Here is a 21690-nt window from a genome sequence, read left to right as displayed (position 1 = left end):
CAATCGATCTCAAAAATTCAGATTTCTCGCGCCCAATGCGCGAGTGGACGGGTTGCCTCATCGACGAGAAGCCTGAGGCCGACGGCGAGAACGGCGAGAATGGCCATGGCAGCGAAGACGACATCCGTCTGCATGCGGGCGTTCGCCTGGACGATAACGAAGCCGAGACCCGCCGAGGCGCCGACCCATTCGCCGACGACGGCACCCAGCGGCGCCAGGGGAGCGGCAACGCGCAGGCCAGTGACCAGCCCGGGCAGCGCCAGCGGCAGCCGCACAAGCCGCAATGCCTGCCAGTGGCTCGCCTTGGTCAGCGCGACAGCATCGAGGATCTGCGCATCGGTACGGCGCAGACCGTCAGAGAATGCCGAAACAACGGGAAAGAAGATGATGATGGCCGCCATCACGATCTTCGAAACCATGCCGAAGCCGAACCACAGCACAAGCAAGGGCGCGATGACGAAAACGGGAAAGGCTTGGAGGACCAGCACGAAGGGCCAGACGAGCTTTCCGAGCCGCGGAAAAGCAGCCACCCCGATTGCGGCAGCTACGCCAAATCCCGTGCCGACCGCGAGGCCGGCCAACATCTCCGCGATCGTCACCAGGCTCTGCTCAAGCAGAAATTCTGGCTGCCGGCCAAAGACGGCCAACACCTCAAGCGGCGCCGGCAGTAGATAACGCGGCAGCGCAAAGACAGCCACCACCGCCTGCCAGAGGATCGCTAGCACAACAAGGCTGCGAACGAATGTGAATGCCAGACGCATCGCCGATCAGCCGACGCAGCGACCCGGACGAGATGCGAACCCGCCATCCGGCGGCAACGTGGCAAAAGGCAGCATCGATCGACCTCCAGACTTAAACATCACGGAGACCCAGGTGAAAGCGAAGACGCGACTAGTTTGCCGAAAGCGGCTCTTTTCCCGTTCCTACGCCGGCATGACCCGGATCAGGTTCAAGGGTCCGGCTCACCGCCATCTCAGCACTGTCGAGTGCTCCCCTCGGAATGACCTAAATCTATGAGAGAGTTTCCAATAGCTGTCAACAGCAAGCCGAAAAGCCAAGCTTCGGAACCAGCGATCGCGGACAACCTGACCGAAATCCAACCGCTGAGGATTGGCTGCAAGAATTGACGCATGTCCCGGCTGGCGTGATCTGTTCAAGTCACCTATATAAATGACAAAAAAGCTTATATCGAGGAGCGAGGTCCCCAGCCACATATGACGGGAAGATTTAGGAATTTGGCGATTGAACACGTTGAGAGGCTCTTAAAGAGCGGCAGTAGTACGGTCGATAGCCAATATTTCGAATCGGCTGAAAATGGCTCCAATCTTTGTCTTGAACATGCGCTTGACACTCTTTCCAGGATCACGGCAAACGCAACGCAAGCACGCGGGTGCGCGTCCATCAGTTTAGCTTTGCTGCCTTGAAGTGCGTTGTGTCTCAACAATAGAAGCGAGTAAAGAGAGTTCGCTTCGGCCGACGAAGCTTTATTACAACAGACGCAAGGAGATCGTCAGTGTCCTTATTCGCAGTGGCCCGGCGGATGACGCGCCTTCTAAGGCCGGCGAAGTCCTACAAAAGCCAGATCGAACGGCGGGTTGCTCACCTCGAAAAATTGACAAGGTATGAACTGTCTGGTGGAAGTCCCCCAGTCGCCGACACCGATTTTGCTAGGCTTCGCATTACCTGGGTTGTTCCCGACTTCATGCCTGGAGCAGGCGGCCACATGACCATCTTTCGGATAGCTAGCTATCTCGAGCGCTTCGGTCACGAGGTACGCTTCCTTGTGCAGAACCCCACTATTCATAAGTCCGGCACAGCGGCTCTGGAGACTATAAATCAGCATTTTCAGCCGTTTTCTGGAACCGTAGAACTATTCCAGGGCGCAACTCCCGACGCTGAAGGCGATGCACTGATCGCGACAGACCGCTTCACCTGCTACGCGGTCAACGCCATGCAAAGATTTACGCGTAAATTCTACTTCGTTCAGGATTACGAGTCTGCGTTTTATCCTGCTGGGGCAGAAGCGCTCTTGACGGAAGCGACCTATCATTTCGATTTCGATTGCCTCTGCGCCGGAGATTGGCTCCACCGGCGTATGACCGAGAAATTCGGACGTTGGTCTATGTCGTGGCCGCTTGCGTACGACGCGGGTATTTACAATTTCGACCTAGACAACACCAACCGCCACTCCAACCGTATCGCGCTATACGCTCGATATGTGACCCCCCGCCGCGCGGTCGAACTCGCCTTCTTAGCCCTTGATATATTGAAGAAGCAAAATGTGGACTTCGAGGTCGACTTCTTTGGCTGGAAGCTCGGTAAACTCAACGTCGCCTTTCCGTATCGCGACCATGGGATCCTTAGGGGTGAGGAGTTAGCGAGGCTTTACCGGGCGGCGGCAATTGGGGTTGTCTTTTCGGCAACAAATCACTCTCTAGTCAACAAAGAGATGATGGCCTGCGGCTTGCCAGTCATTGATCTTGACCTGGAAACTGTCAGATCGATCTTTCCGGATAATGCAATGGCGTTCGCCGTACCGACTCCGGAAGGGATTGCCGCTCAAATCAAGCGCTTGCTCGAGCAACCACAGGAACGTGAACGCCTGCGACACGGAGGGCTTGCATATGTCAGTGACCTGTCCTGGGAGAAGTCGGCTCGCCTCGTTGAAGCAGCAATCCAGAAGCGCGTGAGCTACGCCATTAAAGGAGGCATATGATGGCGAAGTATCGATGTGCTGTAGTCATTCCGACGAAAAACGCGATGGCTTTTCTACCAAGGGTCATAAATAAGGTGCTCGCTCAGCAAACACCATGGCCCTATGAAATCATTGCGATCGACTCGGGTTCGCTTGATGGCACGAAAGAATATCTCCGCGGATTGACCCAAGTGCGCCTGATCGAAATTACGCCACAAGAGTTCGGCCACGGAAAAACCAGAAATCTAGGAATCGCATCGGCAGATGCGGATCTCGTGGCATTCCTCACTCATGATGCGGAGCCTATTGATGAATATTGGCTCGGCAGCCTAGTTGCAGCGTTGGGGCAGGATCCGAATATCGCAGGTGCTTTTGGCCGTCACGTTGCTTACGACTCAGCCTCACCTTTCACAAAGAGGGACCTGGATTTACATTTTCGCGGATTTTTGAAGCAACCTCTGATCGTACACCGCGATCTCGACCCAGAGCGTTACGAGTCGGACGAAGGTTGGCGGCAATTTTTGCATTTTTATTCCGATAATAATTCAATAATGCGCCGATCGGTTTGGGAGAAATTTCCCTACCCCGACGTCGAGTTTGCCGAAGACCAACTGTGGGCACAGAGCATTATTAAAGCAGGTTACAGTAAGGCTTACGCACCGAACGCGGTGGTTTTCCATTCTCATGATTATACCTTCACGGAGCAACTAAGAAGGGCCTTCGACGAGTCTCGCAATTTTAGGAAGTATTTCGGGTACAAACTCTCACCCCGGCCGCTTCATGCGATGGCGACGATGGCACGATTTACAATTGAGGCATTTCAGCAGGAGGTGGACATAAGCTTTGGCTCCGTCACCTTCGGTCATCGGCTGCAGAGGGCTGCGCATCGAGCGGCGCTGGTTGCCGGCCATTGTCTGGGCGCCAATTACGAAAGGCTCCCTCTGTCTATTTTGAACTCTTTGTCGCTCGATCAAAGGCTATTTAAGGCTTAACGCCGGTCAATTCTTGGCAGACGATCCGCTGAAAGTAAATCAAGCGTGCACGCCAGAGAGTTTCAATGTTGACCTGTCGCGCCTGCGGTGTCGAGCTGACCTGCCACTGAACTTTCATCCAGCGGCGATTAGAGCCTCGGCGGTTTTGAATACGCCAACAGGCGCGGTGATCGTGAGCGCAACGAATGACCCACGGCTTTCATGATTGACGGTTAGGTTTCTGGCGCTCGGTCAGAACTTCTGCTTTGCCCGCTTCGGCATAAAGTAGGTTCGGATATTGACGAGTGCTTCGGCGACATCAGCAGCATCCTGGCAGGTCGCTTTGCGTTTTGCCTCGCCGAGCTTGCGGATGGGTGCGATGATACGTGGGCCATTCGTTGCGCTCACGAACGAACAGATCGCCGACCTGCTGATCGGTCTGACGCGGGCGAAGAAGACTTGGGGCTTCGGCTTGTGCTTCCTTTACCTGCGCAATGTCCGGGGGTATCGCTGGAACCACAAGCGCGTATATCGCATCTACCGCGAGCTGGAATTGAATCTCAGGATCAAGCCACGCAAGCGGTTGAAGCGGGACAAGCCCGATGCCTTGGCCGTGCCGGAAGCGCCGAACCTGGTTTGGTCCATGGATTTCATGGCGGATCGTCTGGAAGACGGTAGGCAATTCCGGCTGTTGAATGTCTTGGACGACTTCAACCGCGAGGGGCTGGGCATCGAAGTCCCCAACGCCGCCGCCGTTCCTGACCAAGAATTTCGACACGCATCCCATACCTCGCCTAAAACACGTGTGAGCGCAACGAATGGCCCACGGCTTTCATGATTGACGGATAGGTTTTTGGCGCTCGGTCAGAACTTCTGCTTTGCGCGCTTCGGCATAAAGTAGGTTCGGATATTGACGAGTGCCTCGGCGACGTCAGCAGCATCCTGGCTGGTCGCTTTGCGTTTTGCCTCGCCGAGCTTGCGGATGGGTGCGATGATATCCCCAGTGACGGCATGACCTTGAAGGACGGGCCTCCAAAGCTTGGGCGCGTACCCTGTTGCCAGCAGAAAGCAGAGGTCCCAATCGAAGATATCAAAGGTCTGATCATCGACCCTGATGAACCTGGGCCGATGGTCTTTCGGTGTTTCGGAAAGGCTCGCCGAGATGCGGTTATACTCTGCAACGATCGTCTGCACGGCTTGATGTTCGGTTGTTTCCATCGGCAGGTTCAGGGCATCCGGACCGGTCAGTTCCGGGATCCATTGGCGTGGGTCGATGAACTTCGGACCGATGATGAGCGCCGTAAGGTAGCCATCGAGACCGCTCATGGACCAGATTGGCGATGCCGGACGACGTCCCCTGATAAAGGCTTCGAACGCCTCGTCGTCGAGCTTTGGTCGTTCCGTCGTCTGCTGACTGTTCTGTGTCATGCCGCCCGTCGCTCCTGCTGTGTCATCGCTTCACGCTCAGCCTTCCAGTTCCACGGCAAGAGACTTTCCATCTCATTGGCTGTCACTCTGCCGGAGATGATCCGCTCCAGCACATCGGCAAGCCAGACCTCTGGGTTCTGATCAATGGGAATTCGTATTAGTCCAATTTATTACGCATAAGTAAAACGGCACCACAGGCGCTGCCGCAGACTGTTGTCCACAGAAGAAACCATAGAAGAAGTGCTAGAGGAACATTTGGGAATGTACTCTTATCCGGCAAGGTCGGGTCAGTGAAATTGTCGACATAAACCAACTGGAGGGAGCTTACAAGTTTAACCTTTTCCAGCTCACTGATTGCCGATTGAAGTTTGCTTTCAGCGATCTTCAGGTCGAGCTTTAACTTGTCAAAAACGCGCGAATAGTCTGCGAGATTGCCAGCATCATCGCTTGATGAACCTGCAGTTCTTGCTCCGAGTTTCCGTGCCTCTTCCTCGAGTGCGGCAAGCCTTCTGTCCATGTCAGACAGTTGCGGCGCTCCTCTTTCGAGACTCTGGCTCAAGGCATCCCGGCGGCTCTTCAGCTGAGCAATGTCCGACTCAATGCCCGTCAAGACGGTAATTATACTTTCTGCAGACAGATCCACATCAAAGATACCCGTCCGATTTTGAGTGTCCCTCAACTTTCCCCGGAGATCCGCAACTTCTCCTGTTGCCGTGTCCACATCTCCTTGCGCGGACACGAGAAGGTCATCCCACATACCGGAGCTGAGCCTGTTTATCTGTCCCTCAGAAAGCCGTAGAACTAGATTGACGAGGTCATGTGCTTCCTTTGGAGTGAACGCAGTCACTTCCAATTCTACGATTCCGCTTTTAGGATTGACAGATGCGGAAGATCGGTCTTTCCAGTATTCTAGGATTTCATCTTGCGTCGCATCGGAGGAAAGTCGCGAAAAAAAATCTATATCGTCGCGACCGAATACTTGTCGCAGATCAATGTTCTTTTGGAGGTCCTGTATTACAGAGGGGCTTCCAAGATAGTTAAGCAAGACGGCGGTATCTTGAACAATTTTTGCTTTTGGCTCAACGGTGCTGCTTGAGTACCTATCTCGCGATAACATCGGCGCTGATGACCGTACAATAAAACGCACTTCAGAAACGTAGCCTGGACTTGCGATGAAGGCATAGTAAACGATGCTCGCGCCCATCGGCAAAACGAATGTCACTCCTACGATTACCATTAGAAGAACCGAGAATACCCGGTCACGTGCACGTGGTGCGAGACCAGCCAAGCGGTAAAGGTTACGGCGGCTTCTGTTCTCAAAAGTTAAAGCGCGGGCGTAGGAACTCAAAGCAGCAGCCATCTTCAGGCTTCGGCCAACAACGGCCGACGCGTCCGACTTCACAATGAGCTGATTGTCGTCTCTCACGGTCTTCTCCGGCACGGTTTGCTAGCGATTAAGGCGCATATATGTTGCAATGCCTTCTTCAACGTTGTCGAACTGGACCAAATGCCCGTCAATCAATACGATTGCGACATCGCAATAATCTTTAATTGTAACCATGTCATGGGAGATCATGATGACGTCTGATTTGGCGCGACGTTCGCGGAAGGCGTCTCGGCATCTTCTTTGGAAATTGGCGTCACCAACTGCTGTGATCTCATCGACCAAATAACAGTCAAACTCGATTGCCATCGAAAGGCCAAAAGCAAAGCGCGACATCATTCCCGACGAATATGTCCGAAGTGGCTCGTTTATGTAGCTGCCGATTTCGGCAAAGTCAGCAACGAAACGGAGAACGCGGTTGTGATCTTCGCCGTAAGCGCGTGCAACAAACTTGAGATTTTCCTTTCCGCTCAACTGATTATTCAGGCCATTAGCAAAACCAAGCGGCCAGGAAACCCGAACTTCTCGGTGAACACGTCCCGCATTTGGCAGTTCCGCGCCGGCAATAAGGCGCATCGTCGTTGACTTCCCGGCGCCGTTTACCCCGAGAAGACCGTAGGATCTTCCTGCGGTGAAATTCACTGATTGATTCCTAAGGATGTAGCGGCGGTGTGCGGCCGTCCTGTAATATTTAGTTACGTTCTCAAGTGCGATCATTTTCAAACCCGATGATCCTCGATCGACATCCATATGAGAGTACCGGTGACCCATAGCGTGAAGAGGCCGGCCGTAATGATCACCCATTCCGAAAAGCGGTCGGGATACTCGGATTGTTCTGGCGTATGAGAATTCGAAAAGACCGCCATGAATGTTGTTCGTTTCAGCGCAGCCGACTTTGCTGTATCCAAATTTCGAACTGTCGCTTCGTAAAGAGCCTGTGCTACAATTCGCCGGGTTTCCAAACGCGAGAATTCCGTCATGCTACTTGATAGCTGGGTTTCGTTTGTTGCCTTCTTGCCCGCTACATTGTTCTGGCGAAGCTCGATCTGTTCATCAAGCGCCTGAATGGACCTACGCAGTTGGCGGCCTCGTGCAGTGTCCCCCGCTTTCGCCGCCTCCAAGGACTTAAGTGCAACCGTCAAGCCGAGCTTCTCCTCAGTCAATTTCGCAATAATGGCATTTGCCATCTTTGCCGATGAAATTGGATCAAGGATGCCCGTCTTGTTTTGGTAGTCTCGCAGTTCGTCAAGTGCGTTCCGGTACTCATCAAGCCGTAGCATCACATCGCGCTCGCCGCGGGTGACCAGATCGTTCTTTGCTTTCTCCGATATCTTGTCAATCATCTCATCGGCGGCAGCCAACGCGGCTGACGAAATAACGACCGAATCTTCCGGTGAGAATGCGCGCACCGTGAACACTATAATGCCTGAGGGACCGTCGACATACGTGTCAACTTGTTTAAGCCAATATTTATATAAATCCTCAAATGAAGCTTCACGCCGAAGCCGTGACAACGTGTCAATAGCATCCTTCAAAAAGAAACCGCGCAGCCCAATTTCCGCATCAAGTCTCCTGACGATTTGTGGAGACTTTAAGTAGTTTGCGACGATGTACGAATCCTGTGTGAGAGAATCACCGCCGATGATGGATCGCCCCTCGCGCTTCTCCGACGCATCAAATTGCTCGCTAACGCCAATTGTGCGCACAACCATACGCGTTTCGGAAATGTACTGTCCGCTCGCAATCAGAAAACAATAGACCGCGACGATCATACTTGGGAACAGGACGAAGCAGACAAGCGAGTTCCTTTTGGTGAAGAAAACTCCCAATAATCTTCCTACCCTGCCTGGGGCGGTTAAGCCTCTCGGATTGGCTGTCGCGTCTTTTGCCGTTATATCTGGCGCACGATTGGCATAGTCAACTTGCAGACTCATACTTCTTCCCGTTGAAGTGTCAGGGGTGAGCTAGCGATACAGAATTCGCTGCCACGCGCCTCCGATCGTAGCTTAGCAACGACAAGCGAAAGGCCAACCGTTCGGTTCATTCTCCCGAATCGGCACCATCCAAGCATCCACGCAAAATACGAGCGCCCCTTTACCACTCGGTGGCTATTCATGATAGATATGGCTTTAGCATGGCACGTGGTTCCGAAGGTTGCTTCGATTCATACTCATGCGGCCCGGATGCCGCCTATTCACGACAATTCGCCTCTCTTCCAGAACGACGCTCCAAATCGATTTACGAGTCGATCCGAGGGCTCCAAGACGGCAATAGCTTGTTCAAGTTCTGTGTCTTCCCAAAAGACATACGAAGTAAAAACACGTAATCTAACATCACAGAAGGACCTATGTTGGCTTGGTGAAAACCACTACTGGTCAGTAGCTATTGCATCACATATCTGCGAAGCGCGCGTTCCATAAGCAAGCCGACAGCTAAACTGGCTGTCGCCCACAGAAACAAATAGGTTTTGTCTAGGAATGGGGCCGGGTATCCTTGATAGTAAGCTTGACGCATCCAAGAAACGCACTGAAACGCAGGATTGAACGAGAACAGATATACTACCTCTTCTGGGAGGGTATCCAGATAGATAGGCCCCCCGGACGCAAGATAAATGACGACTGTGAAAAGGGCGTAGATCATCGACATGGTAGGAACCATCGCTGAGATCACGCTTATGATGATCCCGATACCGACTGCGAGCATCGCAGTTACAGCCATACACGCCAACGCCTGTTCGGGTCTATAGGGGAATGGGTCTGTTCCGAGGCTTAGTAGGATCACCACCAGAATGATGAGTGATATAACGATTGCGACGAATTCCAGAAGGGACCTTGCGAGCACTATGTCCATCAAGTGGACGGCCGGGAACGAAAGCATGTTCTTGTTCGCAACGATCGAAGAGGACATGAATCTAGACACATATGTCAAGGTCAGCACCGGCATCAAGCCGGTTGCGAAGAACAGCACCATGTCATCGCCGAAGGTGGCGGTACGGCCAGTGAATGAATAGATGGCGAGCAGAACGCCGACGTGAGCGACAGGGAAAAGCGGCGCGACCAAAAAGCCGAGGCCGTGATTGAAATAGCGACTTCGGATATCGCGGAGGATCACCGCATGCATTACATTGCATAGTCTTTTCAGGGCTACGCTGACCGGCACCTTGCCAGAAAATGATGGCTGACGGGCAGTACTATCTATCGCACGCTGCATTAGGGAACCTTTTCTATGTCCTCAAGCGGTCCTGCCGAACTATAGCGGAAGAGTAGCATTGGATGGCAGCTCGAGAATACGCGCATACCATTATAAATTTAGCGACATCAAGGCCGCTGTTTCACTCTACCTCTGCGGGATAGTTCCAAGGCGGCAACTCATCGATCTGGCTCCGTTCGTGACCATTGAGGATGCAATCGAGCGTATTAGTCCTGTAAGCGTGCGGATCAATAGCGCTGAATTGACGGGCCGCAACGAGCGAGGCGATGGTCGCTTAATTTCCGCTCCGGCGCGTGGCCTGAAAGTAGGCCGTTCATCCGATTGAGGACAATCGGGGGACGGGTCTTTCGACGTCGTCTTTTCAAACTCCATGCAGCGTCCGGTCACCAAGACGCGGTCCGTCTCAGTGTTTGGCGATGTATTTCGGATCTCTCTTAGTTTGTCGACGCGGGTGCGGCGATGGCCGCGATGGCTGTTGGAATTCATCTCGCACGGAATCTAATTGATCTGAGCCGCTATTCTCGGATTTGAGCCCGATGCCCGCTGCTTGAAGGCTGCATCCAGCTCTTTCCAGCGGCTCGGTCCACTCGTTGTTGTGTTCGCCATTTACTTGGGCCAGGCCCACCAAACATATTTGGCACCATTAAGAAACAGACGCTTCCATCGCTGAGGATTCGCTTTTCCTCTGCGGCCTTCGCTGTCCTGCGGGATCTATTTCGGTGACTGAGGACGGCGACCGTCAGCGATCTTGTGCTTGCCGTTCCGCTCAGCATATAAGCATGGTTCCATGGACGATTCAGCACAGCGCAATGAACTTTAGCGTTCACAAAGATTCCGGAGCGGAAATCCACGGCTACCTAGTGCCGGATGGATTCTCGACAAAACCAAAAATAATCGTGAGACTCAATGGGTCGGCTGAGTCGATTGTAATCGACTGCTGGATCCACGTCGATGGTGCATATGCACAGGGCTTGCATGAAACCGGCGATGTTGCTTTTGTGCTCAACGACGAGAACGTGCCCGGCATCAGTACCGCTCCAAAAGTAGAAATTTCCGACCCAGAAACCGGACTGATTTTTTACCGCCGCGCCGCACCGCAGGACATCCCAAAGAAGGTTCTACGTGTCGAGACCTCATATGTCCCACACAGCGAATTGGACCTGAGTTTAAAGAAGCACTTCCAATTCTTCGAACACCGCGTAGAGCGCTATGGATTTGAAACTGTACGCCAAATGCTCGAGATTTTACATCAACCATCCATCTATATAGCGGGGAGAATCCTGCTAAAAAACTTCCGGGTCTACATCGATTACAACATAGACGTCACCATGATCGGCTTGCGCGACCCGTTCTACGAGCTCGCATTGCGGCTCATCATATTCAGCCGATATAGCCAGCACAAATTTGCGTTCGTATCGGAGCGGGATAAGTCTATATTCAAGCCAATAATAGAGTGTTTTAATGGTCTAGACACTCGTGATGAAGCGGTTGTTCGCCGGGCGATCCGTCAAGCGCCGAAGGACACCCTCGCCGTCTTATCCTCGCCGTTTACGCAGCAATTGGTAGCCGCGAATCCCTCAGAACCCGCCCAGCTTGATTCAGTCGTCGGCGCGCTTGATGCGTTGTCGCAATTCACCCTTTTTGATTCCGGCCAGGATGATACGAGTTACGCCAAAAATATTAGTGAATTGCTCGGATTGCCCGAGGGTTCGGTACAAATGCGGGCTCAGCTTGAGGCGGTACACCAATTAGCTGATATCCTACGGGAAATTAGCACGGCCGCGCATTTACTGGAGTCCGATTTGATTCTGTTCCATTTTATCCAAAAGGCGCAACAGCGTGCGCATAGAGGTGATTGAGTTCACTTAGTATGTCGGATGTGCTATGCGCGTTCGAAATTCGTGATCTGCAGCCCTGAGAGTCCACCATGTTCTTCACCAGCCTGAAAAACCTTGTCAAACGGAACAGCCTTCTTTGGGGCGAGGACGTTGCTGAGGCTTATCACGGTGCTGCCGCCCGCGACATGCAAGCGCATTGGAACCAGTTTATCGAACCCGCAAGGAGACGCCACCCAATCGACTACACCAGCGTTGTTGATTTCGCGTGTGGGTATGGACGCAACACCGACTTCCTACTGCCCTTTTCCGAGCACGTCACAATGATCGACGTAAATGAGCACAATCTACAATACTGTCAGGAGAAATATGCCGGAAATCCCAAAGTCGACGTGAAACAATGCAATGGGTATGACCTCGGCAAAATTCCAGGAGAACACTGTTCGTTCTTCTACACCTTCGACAGTATGGTTCACTTTCCACCGAAGATTTTGAAGGCGTATCTTCCGGAGTTCTTTAGAGTACTCAAATCTGGTGGGTATGCGTTGGTTCATCATTCCAACTATACTGCAGGTGGTCCCAATGGGGATTTTAAAGCCAACCCGCATTGGCGTAATTACATGTCCGTGGATATGTTTGCCAATATCTCCAGAGCTGCGGGCTTCATTGTAGCTGAGCAAACCATGCACGCCTGGGGCGAGGTCGCCGACCTTGATTGTGTAACAATTCTTCAAAAGCCCTAAGTAATCTGCATGTTGCACGGATCGGCCGCGACAACGGTTGAAATCTGCCGGGTGTGCGGATCGCGCTTCAACGTCCATCTCACGCCTGCATGAACTGCTCCCGTGGACGTGGAAAAGGGGTAATCCTCCCGTTTTTAACGGGGCTTCGCAGTAGAATTCACGCGGCCATTTTCAGTTTCTGTGCGGGCGTGATGCCGCCGATGCCCATATTGGGCCGTTCGTTGTTGTACGTCCATAGCCACTGCGTCGCGAATTCCTGTGCCTCCTCGATGCTTTCAATGATGTATTGGTCGAGCCATTCATGTCGGACGGTGCGGTTGTAGCGCTCGACATAGGCATTCTGTTGCGGCTTTCCGGGCTGGATGTGGCTCAAAGCTGTTGCCCAACAAAGCGCGCTAGCCAAGGGTTTTCAGGAGCATCTTTTTGAACCACCCATTCTCGAACTCGGGCATCGGCTTGCGGCAGGCGAAGATGTTGAACTGACCAGCAACGCCATCCTGCAGAGCCATCTCGGCTTCGGTCAGCAAGCTCCCTTGCTTACCCTCCTGTGTCATGTTGTACGTATTTTGACCTGCAAAAGCGATGGTTTCCAATCCTTCTGCCACCGCAAGGTTCTTAGCCTCGTCAATCGTGTAGTGACGATGATGGAAGTGGTTGCCCGTTGCTGTCAGGGGAAGTAGGTCTTCATTCGGGGTCGAGTATATGAGCGTTCCGCCGGGCTTCAGGGCGGAAGATAATGCAGCAAAGAAGGTCGCGCCGTCTTGGACGTGTTCCACGGATTCCAAAGAAACGATAAAGTCGAAAGCTTCCCGAGGGAGTTCAAACGGCCAGTATGAGTGGGCAAAATGGACCCGCGGGCCGCTAAAGTGCTCGGTGGCGAAGGCGACCGCTTCCTTGGAGCCGTCCAATGCCAAGACTTGCCGCTGCGTCGCCAGAAGCCAGGCGCCATAGCCGTTCCCGCAGAACGCGTCTAATCCAAACCCACTCGGGGGGATCAATCTGTCGGCCCACTCGTACCGAAAGCGATGGTCAGCACGGATGTCCTCGTAGCGCCCCGCAATCTGCCGCTCGCCCGAATGGAAGGAAAGATCATGTGCCAATTAAACTAGCTCCGTATCGATTGATTATGTCGCATTAGCGGTATCTAGGCGAACAAGCAATTCTTCCTCGCCACCCGCCTAGATCTTCACTCCATCTAGACCGAACCGAATATCAATGGTGATAGATACTTAGAAACTCCTCAACGTGCAATGAAACACACTTCTCCCATGTAAAGCTTTTCGCCCGCTCCAACCCTCGCCTTGAGAGCTTTTCCCGAAAATCCGGAGCACGCAAGATCTTCGTCATCGCGTCATAAATTGCGTTGTCATCCAATGGATCGACCAGAAGCGCATCATCTCCTGCGATTTCCCGCATACTTGAACGATTTGATGTAATCACTGGAGTGCCACTTGCGAAAGACTCCACAATGGGGAAGCCGAATCCCTCAGCCAGAGATGGGAAGACCGTGCAAATGGCCGATTCATAAAGAGACCAAAGTTCATGGTCCTCAACGTGCCCGAGGAAATTTACGCGGTCACCAAGATCATTAGCCTCTTCTGCAAAGTCAACGTTCCAACCAGAAGCACCGACAACAACGAGTTGTACATCACTAAACTCACTCCCCTTAAGGCGCCGCATCGCCTTGATAACGGTCGCGAGGTTTTTACGAGGCTCGAGGGTGCCGATACAAAGCATGTATCGCTGCGAAGGTCGTGGTTTCAAGATCCGTGAACCCATCCCAGCCGGCTGAAGCGCAGGAACAGCAACGCCGAGATGGGCAACAGAAGTCGTTCCCCTCAGTGTTGGTGCATACGTCTTTAGCTTCGTTTCCGTTTCCGCTGAGATACAGAATATGTGCCGTGCGGACGTCAGATGACGTAGCTGGCGCCTAAAATTCGTTGTCGCCTCACTGGTGAACCATTCGGGATTTGTGACCGGAAAAAGATCACAAAGAGTAAAGACGCTCCTCAACTTGAGAAAGCGCGCGTCGAACGGTTCAAATGGAAAATATGGGTAAAACGCAATGTCTTTACCGCCCTCGGCGGATGCTTGCATAGGGCCATCCACGTAAAGTTCTGCTAGATCTGAGTACTTCTGGATCACACTTTCCCAGGCACCCTCCAAACTCGGCGAATGAAACAGCCTTGTCGCCACTCTCCCATCATCGCGGACACGCTCTACGAATGATTGAACGTATCGAAAGACCCCTGTCTTGGCACGATTGTCGAGTTGGGCCATGCACAAAACGTCAGTGTTTACATAAATTGTCGGCTTTTCATTTCCGCTTGTGACTGAAACCCGTACGGATTTCTCCTTACTCTCACTTGCTAGGCTCTGACGACCCTCACCCAACTCCAGGCTTGGATACACTTCTCCCCTGGACTGCGTTTCCAATAATGATAGGCTTTGCTTGAAGCGTCGTGTAGTTGGTAGCTCCTTCTCGGTGATCAGAAAGACGCTGATTGCGAAAGAGGAATCTGAGCACATACGAAGAAGCTGATGCGGAACCTCATGAGTCCATTCTCCCAACAACAGCGAAATCTCAGGTGCCTTCGTTCTGAACGCAGCAAACTCCGGGCGCTTCATCAGATCGAGTAGAACTATGCGGCGCGAATCCTCTGTTCCAACATACTGAAGATAGTGATCCTCCTCCATCTGGTTCAGCAGGCGCCGGAGGAGCAGCATGGCTGCTACCATCAGGAACGAACGTCCTTCGAGTTTCAAAGCGAAACTCAGGTCTCGGCAAAGGTCGAGCTCCCGACTTCCCGAGGTATAGAAATATTGGGTTCTAAGATCTCCTTCGCCTAGCAATCCCGCCGATAAGAACACAATCCTCGCGAATAGAGACAGCGTTCGTTCATTGGCGTCGAACAAATACCTTTCTATATATCGGCAAAAGGCAATAACTCGGAGGTTCTCTGGGCAATAATTAGCCAAGATATACAGGATTGGCTTGAGATAGTTTGCCGATCGAAGCGAGAAATAGCGGCGATTACGAGCGGTCATCGCTCCATCCGTCGCCTCATAGAACCGGTTGTATATCCAAGCGTTGGTAGCGACATATGAGCTTATTCCGTGCTGCCTTGCCCGCAGCGTAAACTCTGTATCCGCGTGGTAGTGTGGAGTGAACTTCACATCATAAAGGCCAATTTCATCGAAAACTGATGCCTCGATCAAGGTGCCGTTACCGCACAAGCATTCTGCTTCAACGAGATCTTCTCTGAGTTCATCAACCGAATCAGCCCAAACATTCGCGTGCTTCGTCTGAAGGAAGTTTCCTGTTGACCAGTCGTTATATGCACCAGCGCCCCAAATGCGGCCAGGTTCGGCCGCGTAAGAGATCATGCTGCCGACAATCCTGCGTTTACTTGCCGTAGCTGCAGACACCAGCCGCTCAACAAATTCAGAAGGTACAACTGCATCATCATTCAGGGTCAAAATATAATCACAGCGATCCTCGAGAGCACGCCGCACTCCCTCATTCGTCCCACCGGTCCAAAAATTGCTGGAATCAACCGGGAGCACTTCGACAGCAGAATGCCCCAGCGTCCTGATGGCAAGTGCAGTGCCGTCAGTTGACGCCGCGTCCACGATGTAAATCCGCAAAAACGGGTATGTTTGCGCCAACATCTGCTGAACAAACGAAACACTCCACGTGAGTCTGTTGCGAACGGGCGTGACGACCCCAACCACAGGAAGGGGGCCCCGTTGCCACATAGGCAGAGTATCTTGAGGGGAAATGGTGTCCGAGAACTTTGCAGCCAAAGCTTTAGGCTTCACAGATCCAAAGTTCGCCTTTCTGCCCTGAACAAACTGAGCGAAGCGTTTAATAGCCTTGGTATTCATACATAGTCCGCCCTGATTGCCGGAACGCGCACAAATGAGTTCTCAGAACAATAGGCGCTTAAGAATTGCGTGGTGCCATGATGGGAGTCGCGAAAATTGCCTTCAGCTCTAAACATAACGCCCGTGATGACATTGTCGTTTGCTCGCATCTTTTCAAAGCGAGCAATTACATCCAGCTCTGAAAAGACATTGCCAACCGCTACTTCTCTTAGATCCGCTTCCGGAGCGGCGTACTTTGCCTCTGGATTGTGGCGAAGGCCATGGACCAGCGCGATAATTTGCGCCGGAGAGATCATTTCATGATCTACCCAATCAACAACCATGTGAAATTCACTACTATTGTATCTTCTCGCGAATTCTTCTACCGCCGCCTGCCTGGATGTCGGCCAACTAGCATCGAAAACAATCAGCTTAGATACACGCTTGAGCGCCGGTAGAAAGTCTTCATGCTCAATCACTGCAGCGTCCAAAGCTACGGTGAGGTCAACTTCAGCACCCAATACGGATCCGATCTGCTCGATCGTGCGCGCCAGATCACCAACTGCGCAAACATCGCGTTTCTCGATCAAGAGAAGGAGCGACAGCACGTTCTTTTGCGGTTCGCGTGGACGCGGGAAACCAACTGGGTTTAACCTCGTGTTTCGAGACGCCACTGCCAAACCGGCAGCCTCTACCACCTCCCTTGCCATGCGGCGACTCGAGAAGAGCTCGCCACGGCCTGTACCAGCTGCAATCGCCTCCACTTTTTCATCCCTGGAACACCAGAAGCTCCAAATATCATCAGCCATCGAGAGAGCATTTCTGTGGTTCGCAAAATACGCGGCGGCCGGCCCGCAGATTTCAAGGATCGCCGGAATCTTGCTGGCAAGCACTGGCACACCCAGTTTCATCGCATCTGCCAGCGGAATACCGAAACCCTCGTACAGCGAGGGAAAAACGAGCCCCGAACTTTCACGCATCAAGTCAATGAGTTCCGGCTCCGACACATATCCCTTCAATTCGATGCAATCGCTAACATCAAAGTTCTCGCACAGCCGTTGCAACTTACGTTTGTTTCCTGGATTGGAATCCGTGTTCGTAAGCACTAACCGGACGTGCCGGCCAGTTCTCTTAAGAACGGCAACCGCTTGGATTAGAGTTTCATGATTCTTATGAGCCCAAGGAACGGCTGGGTAGAGCAGGTAGGTCTGAACGTTAGGCGCTCGGCGTGCGACCACTTTGCTGTTATTTTCTACAAAGTCCTCAGCGGCAAAACCGCTAAGTGGCACTACGCTAACATTTTTCTTACCGTAGAAGAACTCAAGATTCTCACGTTCGTAATCGGAGATGGCTATTAGGCGATCAGCTCTGTCTACCGCGTACCCATATTCTCGCAATCGCGCGGACAGTTCAGAACTAGAGAATAACATTGGAAGCCGCATATGTTGCAAATCTAAGAGGCAGCTCAGAACAACAACGTGGCTCGGTATGAAAGTGGGGCGCAGCGCATTCAAAAAATCAAAGTAGCAATCGGACCACCTAAAGTGATCTTCTAATTCGGAGTAGCTTTCCGCGCCTGCCAACACAAAGTCGACGTCGGGAAATTCGGAGACCAGGGTCTGATTGTGGTCAGCGATGATTACTCGAACATTCGCGAACTCCGGCAGATACCTTAAGAAGGCCAACGCAAGCCGTCCCGCCCCCCCTGCGCCTTTGTGGGCCGGCAGAAGCCGGAAAAGATTGACGAGCAATCTCAATTTCCCATCTGCACCCAACTTCAGCTCACGTTTAACGATCGGTTGGGCCACCGCTGCGTCCCAGTTCCTCTTTTCCAGGCGTTCGAGGAGAATAGCTTGGGCAGCGAACGTGAGCCTACCGCCTTCCGTCGGATCAAAGCGGAGGTTGCGGACGTCTTCATCGATCTTGATATAGGCTGCATGGTTACCGGTTGCATCCTCTCTAAAAACAAGACGCGATCGGTCTCTCTCATTGAGTCCGCGACCGGCGTCATAATACAGTGACGCATTGTCGAGCCGGTTGATATGTCGACCACCCACAAAACTCAATCGGTAGTGACCGGCCGGTATGCTTGATCTAAAATGCGATTTGAGAGCGAATTGCGGATCATCTTCCGTAACGACCCAAATGTTTTTACTTCTATCGACTATCCTCACCCCCCGGATAGGCCTCATGTTAAATATAGTAGTGGTCTTTCTGAAGTTTATATTAGTAATCTTACTAATTTTAGCCATATTTATTTCGCCAACTTGTAAGCAATTCCTGAACTAGCGCGGTCGCAGATATCGTAGGCGACCAATTTATCAGAGAACGAAGCAATGAATTGTCTCCACAAGAGCAAGCAATATCAGAAGGCCTCATTTTCTCATGGTCGACTATTATATCCACTTCCAAGTTTGCCAGCTTTCGCATTTCAGACAGGTAATAACTTACCGGAAGCGCGTTGCCGGAGCAGATATTCACTACCGTCAAACGTGGGAGCCCCGGAGACAGTTGCAGCAAACCGACATAGGCAGCAACCACATCATTAACGTGCAGAAAGTCTCTCTTCGCCTCAAGATTCCCCACGTGAAGTTGAGGCTCGCGCAAACCCAATTCCGCCTCAACAATTTGCGCAGCAAAACTTGGCAGCACAAATCTGCGATCTTGACCCGCACCAGAATGATTGAACGGCCTAGCAATAATAAGCCTATTTTCTGGTGTTAGTATGTCGCGTAGAACTCGTTCACCTACTAATTTTGACCATGAGTATGGATTTTGAGGGTTAGGCTGAACTGCCTCCGTTGCAGGCGTCGCACTGAGACTCGCCCCATAGACCTCGCCTGAGGATACGGAAAGAACGGTGGCGGCGGGCGCCCATCGCGCGACGGCCGACCCTATCGACATCGTCCCAACGACGTTCGTTCGCCAAGTCTGCTCTGCCTGGTTCTGTGCATTCGCTACCGACGCTTGAGCAGCCAAATGCAGAATTATATCAGGCTTTACGTCGGCAACCAACTTCCCGACAGCATCGAAGTCTGTAATATCAGCAGCGGCTGTTTCCCAGCCGCTGCTGATAAATTCGGCATTCCGACTTAGTAGCACGCGACGTGACGACGCAAACGACTCGAGCAGTTCTCCGCATAATACGCGGCCAACGAACCCCGCGCCTCCAGTCATGAGTATGGTGGGATTAGAGCTATTAGTCATCCTGCCCGCGCCTGCTAATTCTCAAAATTAGCGGCGCGCCAAGCGCGTCAAATCCGCTTCAACCATCTCCGCAATTAACTCTTCCAAACCAATCACTGGTTCCCAACCAAGCTTTTGCTTCGCCTTCGCGGGATTGCCAAGAAGTATATCAACTTCAGCCGGCCTATAGAGGGCCGGATCAATTCGCAAATGATCCTCCACTGCTAAGCCAACATGCGCGAACGCTATAGCACACATATCTCTGACGGTCGTGGTGCGTCCCGTAGCTACGACGTAATCATCCGCGGTTTCCTGCTGCAACATCAGCCACATCGCACGGACGTAGTCCTTTGCATGCCCCCAATCGCGCTTGGCGTCAATGTTACCAAGGGCAAGCTCGCTTGCCAGGCCCAGTTTGATTCTTGCAACTCCATCGGTGACTTTGCGCGTCACAAACTCCACGCCGCGTAGCGGACTCTCGTGATTAAACAGAATGCCGGACGAGGCGTGAAGATTAAAACTTTCCCTGTAGTTGACAGTTGCCCAATGCCCAAACAGCTTGGCAACAGCGTACGGCGAACGTGGGTAGAATGGCGTTTGCTCGCTCTGCGCAGGTTCCTGAATCAGTCCGTACATTTCCGATGATGACGCTTGATAAAAGCGCGCACCAGGCGCGGCCGTACGCACTGCTTCCAGCACATTAAGGACCCCTAGAGCTGTCACTTGTCCCGTCAAACTGGGCTGCGCCCAAGACGTCGCAACAAACGATTGCGCCGCGAGATTGTAGACTTCATCTGGCTTTATATCCATCATCAAGCGAATGAGGGCGGCAGCATCAAGCAGGTTGCAATCGACCAGTTGCACATCATCTGCTACACCCAACCACCTCAGCCTATGATCAGCGACACCGGCATGAGACGATCTCCTCACCATCCCGAAGACTTCATAACCCTTTTCAAGAAGGAGGGCGCTCAGATATGCGCCGTCTTGCCCGGTAACACCGGTGATCAATGCTTTCTTTGACATGTTTACTCCAGAAAATGCCTTTTGTATCGGCAATTATAGTTAAGCGAGCTGCGACTTATTCTACACCGATCGTGCGACATTACCCGCAGCATGCTCGATATACCACCTATAAGAATCTACGAGTCCCGTACGAAGATCGATTTCCGGACGCCAACCCAGTGCTGTAACCTTTGACGAATCCATCAACTTCCTGGGGGTACCATCGGGTTTGCTCACGTCGAACGTAAGCTCCCCTCCGTAGTTGACAACGTCCTTTATCAACTCAGCGAGCTCCCGAATACTAACTTCAGATCCGGCACCACAGTTGATGTGCTCATACTCGTCATAGTGATCGTGACAATACACGATACCTTTAGCCAGATCGTCAACATGAAGAAACTCGCGGAGCGGACTTCCACTTCCCCAAACAACAACTTCTGCCGCACCAGTGAGCTTCGCCTCATGAAACTTCCGAATCAGCGCAGGAATAACGTGGCTGGTTTGCAAATTATAGTTGTCCCGAGGGCCATAGAGATTACACGGCATCACCGAAATATAGCGCCGCCCGTACTGCTTGCGATAAGCCTGACAAAGCTTTATGCCGGCGATTTTGGCTATCGCGTACCACTCATTCGTGGGCTCAAGTGGGCCTGTCAATAAAGCGCTTTCCGGAATCGGCTGAGGAGCAAATTTCGGGTAGATGCAGGATGAGCCGAGAAAAACCAATCGGTCAACATCCGCAAGGTGAGCCGCGTGAATTATGTTGGATTCGATCGCCAAATTGTCATAAATGAAATCAGCCGGATACTGATCGTTCGCGTAAATTCCGCCGACTTTGGCGGCGGCAAATATAATAGAGGTCGGTCTATTCGCCTTAAGCCAGCTTGTTACCGCGCCCTGATCCCGCAGGTCCAGTTCTGCCCGATCCACTGTCAGGACTTCCTGGCCCTGCTCCTGGAGAAGCCGCCTTATTGCTGAGCCTACCATGCCGTTGTGTCCGGCAATCCATATCCTGTTATCTATCATCTGCTCAACTCAGATTTGTTTCAACAACGCGTTTCGGGCCAGTTGTTATGCAATGTCGGGCATTTATGCAAGCGCAGAACGCGCTCTGAGCGTCTTCTCTCTCTGACGCTTTAGTGAAAACACAACCTAGCCCGTCTTATGCACGACGGTCATTGTGATGGGCTGACGGGTGTAGCTTAAGCGATTGATTTGGCGTAGGATTCGGTTGTCAAAGCCAGTCCTGTCGACCACATCTTGCGAGCCACACCCGCCATGACCGACGATACATTGCTGCCGTTTGCTTTTCCAGCCGTTGGCCGCAAGAAGATCACCGCCGCGTTCGACGGCGGACGCATCACCA

Annotated in this window: 16 protein-coding genes, 4 pseudogenes and 1 riboswitch; of the genes and pseudogenes, 5 read left to right on the top strand and 15 right to left on the bottom strand. The window is 52.4% G+C overall.

From position 1 onward, the window contains the following. Positions 1 to 17: 17 nt before the first annotated feature. Positions 18 to 761, bottom strand: coding sequence for an ABC transporter permease (locus tag AC244_RS32470; RefSeq protein WP_053252948.1), 744 nt, complete (start codon positions 759 to 761; stop codon positions 18 to 20). A 142-nt stretch (positions 762 to 903) separates the two neighbouring features. After that, a riboswitch (TPP riboswitch) is annotated at positions 904 to 1006 on the bottom strand. A 507-nt stretch (positions 1007 to 1513) separates the two neighbouring features. Here AC244_RS32470 and AC244_RS32465 point away from each other — a divergent pair. Next, a complete protein-coding gene (locus tag AC244_RS32465) occupies positions 1514 to 2716 on the top strand; it encodes a glycosyltransferase family 4 protein (RefSeq protein WP_152976209.1) in 1203 nt (400 codons plus the stop codon). Next, complete coding sequence (locus AC244_RS32460) at positions 2716 to 3687, top strand: glycosyltransferase family 2 protein (RefSeq protein ID WP_063934185.1); 972 nt, start codon at positions 2716 to 2718, stop codon at positions 3685 to 3687. The genes AC244_RS32465 and AC244_RS32460 overlap by 1 nt, the downstream gene beginning before the upstream one ends. A gap of 231 nt (positions 3688 to 3918) precedes the next feature. Here the strand turns inward: AC244_RS32460 and AC244_RS36970 are convergent. Next, positions 3919 to 4050 (bottom strand): annotated as a pseudogene (locus AC244_RS36970) (YecA family protein); the annotation flags it as partial. 25 nt (positions 4051 to 4075) lie between these two features. Between AC244_RS36970 and AC244_RS32455 the strand changes: the two are divergent. Beyond that, a pseudogene (locus AC244_RS32455) lies at positions 4076 to 4405 on the top strand (IS3 family transposase); the annotation flags it as partial. Positions 4406 to 4530: 125 nt separating this feature from the next. On the opposite strand, the gene AC244_RS32450 reads toward AC244_RS32455, so the two are convergent. The 6 genes and pseudogenes from AC244_RS32450 to AC244_RS32430 form a co-directional block, all read right to left on the bottom strand. Continuing rightward, positions 4531 to 5094: a UPF0149 family protein gene (locus tag AC244_RS32450; RefSeq protein WP_053252945.1), complete on the bottom strand. Its 564-nt coding sequence runs from the start codon at positions 5092 to 5094 to the stop codon at positions 4531 to 4533. Then, positions 5091 to 5231, bottom strand: a pseudogene (locus tag AC244_RS35965) (transposase domain-containing protein); the annotation flags it as partial. The gene AC244_RS32450 and the pseudogene AC244_RS35965, both read right to left, overlap by 4 nt. Positions 5232 to 5251: 20 nt before the next feature. After that, a complete protein-coding gene (locus tag AC244_RS32445) occupies positions 5252 to 6520 on the bottom strand; it encodes a hypothetical protein (protein WP_053252944.1) in 1269 nt (422 codons plus the stop codon). 21 nt (positions 6521 to 6541) lie between these two features. Then, positions 6542 to 7195, bottom strand: coding sequence for an ABC transporter ATP-binding protein (locus AC244_RS32440; protein ID WP_053252943.1), 654 nt, complete (start codon positions 7193 to 7195; stop codon positions 6542 to 6544). Positions 7196 to 7197: 2 nt separating this feature from the next. Next, complete coding sequence (locus AC244_RS32435) at positions 7198 to 8412, bottom strand: hypothetical protein (RefSeq protein ID WP_152976208.1); 1215 nt, start codon at positions 8410 to 8412, stop codon at positions 7198 to 7200. 448 nt (positions 8413 to 8860) lie between these two features. Next, positions 8861 to 9688 (bottom strand): ABC transporter permease, encoded by an 828-nt coding sequence (locus AC244_RS32430; RefSeq protein WP_082367309.1) that lies wholly within the window; start codon positions 9686 to 9688, stop codon positions 8861 to 8863. Between the two features lie 719 nt (positions 9689 to 10407). On the opposite strand from AC244_RS32430, the gene AC244_RS32425 reads away from it, so the two are divergent. After that, complete coding sequence (locus AC244_RS32425; RefSeq protein ID WP_152976207.1) at positions 10408 to 11547, top strand: hypothetical protein; 1140 nt, start codon at positions 10408 to 10410, stop codon at positions 11545 to 11547. A gap of 68 nt (positions 11548 to 11615) precedes the next feature. Then, positions 11616 to 12266: a class I SAM-dependent methyltransferase gene (locus tag AC244_RS32420; protein WP_053252939.1), complete on the top strand. Its 651-nt coding sequence runs from the start codon at positions 11616 to 11618 to the stop codon at positions 12264 to 12266. A gap of 157 nt (positions 12267 to 12423) precedes the next feature. Here the strand turns inward: AC244_RS32420 and AC244_RS32415 are convergent. The 7 genes and pseudogenes from AC244_RS32415 to fcl all read right to left on the bottom strand — a co-directional run. Then, a pseudogene (locus tag AC244_RS32415) lies at positions 12424 to 12639 on the bottom strand (integrase core domain-containing protein); the annotation flags it as partial. Positions 12640 to 12661: 22 nt separating this feature from the next. Next, complete coding sequence (locus AC244_RS32410; protein ID WP_053252937.1) at positions 12662 to 13366, bottom strand: class I SAM-dependent methyltransferase; 705 nt, start codon at positions 13364 to 13366, stop codon at positions 12662 to 12664. A gap of 112 nt (positions 13367 to 13478) precedes the next feature. Beyond that, a complete protein-coding gene (locus AC244_RS32405) occupies positions 13479 to 16154 on the bottom strand; it encodes a glycosyltransferase (protein WP_053252936.1) in 2676 nt (891 codons plus the stop codon). Further along, positions 16151 to 18190: a glycosyltransferase family 4 protein gene (locus tag AC244_RS32400; RefSeq protein WP_234717101.1), complete on the bottom strand. Its 2040-nt coding sequence runs from the start codon at positions 18188 to 18190 to the stop codon at positions 16151 to 16153. Before AC244_RS32400 ends, AC244_RS32405 begins: the two co-directional genes overlap by 4 nt. 187 nt (positions 18191 to 18377) lie before the next feature. Then, positions 18378 to 19340 (bottom strand): GDP-mannose 4,6-dehydratase, encoded by a 963-nt coding sequence (locus tag AC244_RS35960; protein WP_082367308.1) that lies wholly within the window; start codon positions 19338 to 19340, stop codon positions 18378 to 18380. 27 nt (positions 19341 to 19367) lie between these two features. Continuing rightward, a complete protein-coding gene (gene gmd, locus AC244_RS32390; RefSeq protein WP_053252933.1) occupies positions 19368 to 20345 on the bottom strand; it encodes a GDP-mannose 4,6-dehydratase in 978 nt (325 codons plus the stop codon). A 60-nt stretch (positions 20346 to 20405) separates the two neighbouring features. Continuing rightward, on the bottom strand, positions 20406 to 21350 hold the full coding sequence (fcl, locus tag AC244_RS32385) for a GDP-L-fucose synthase (RefSeq protein ID WP_053252932.1): 945 nt from the start codon (positions 21348 to 21350) through the stop codon (positions 20406 to 20408). Between the last annotated feature and the right edge of the window lie 340 nt (positions 21351 to 21690).

Source organism: Ensifer adhaerens (assembly GCF_001270265.1).
Classification (GTDB): domain Bacteria; phylum Pseudomonadota; class Alphaproteobacteria; order Rhizobiales; family Rhizobiaceae; genus Ensifer; species Ensifer adhaerens_B.
This window is presented reverse-complemented; position numbering and strand designations above follow the sequence as displayed.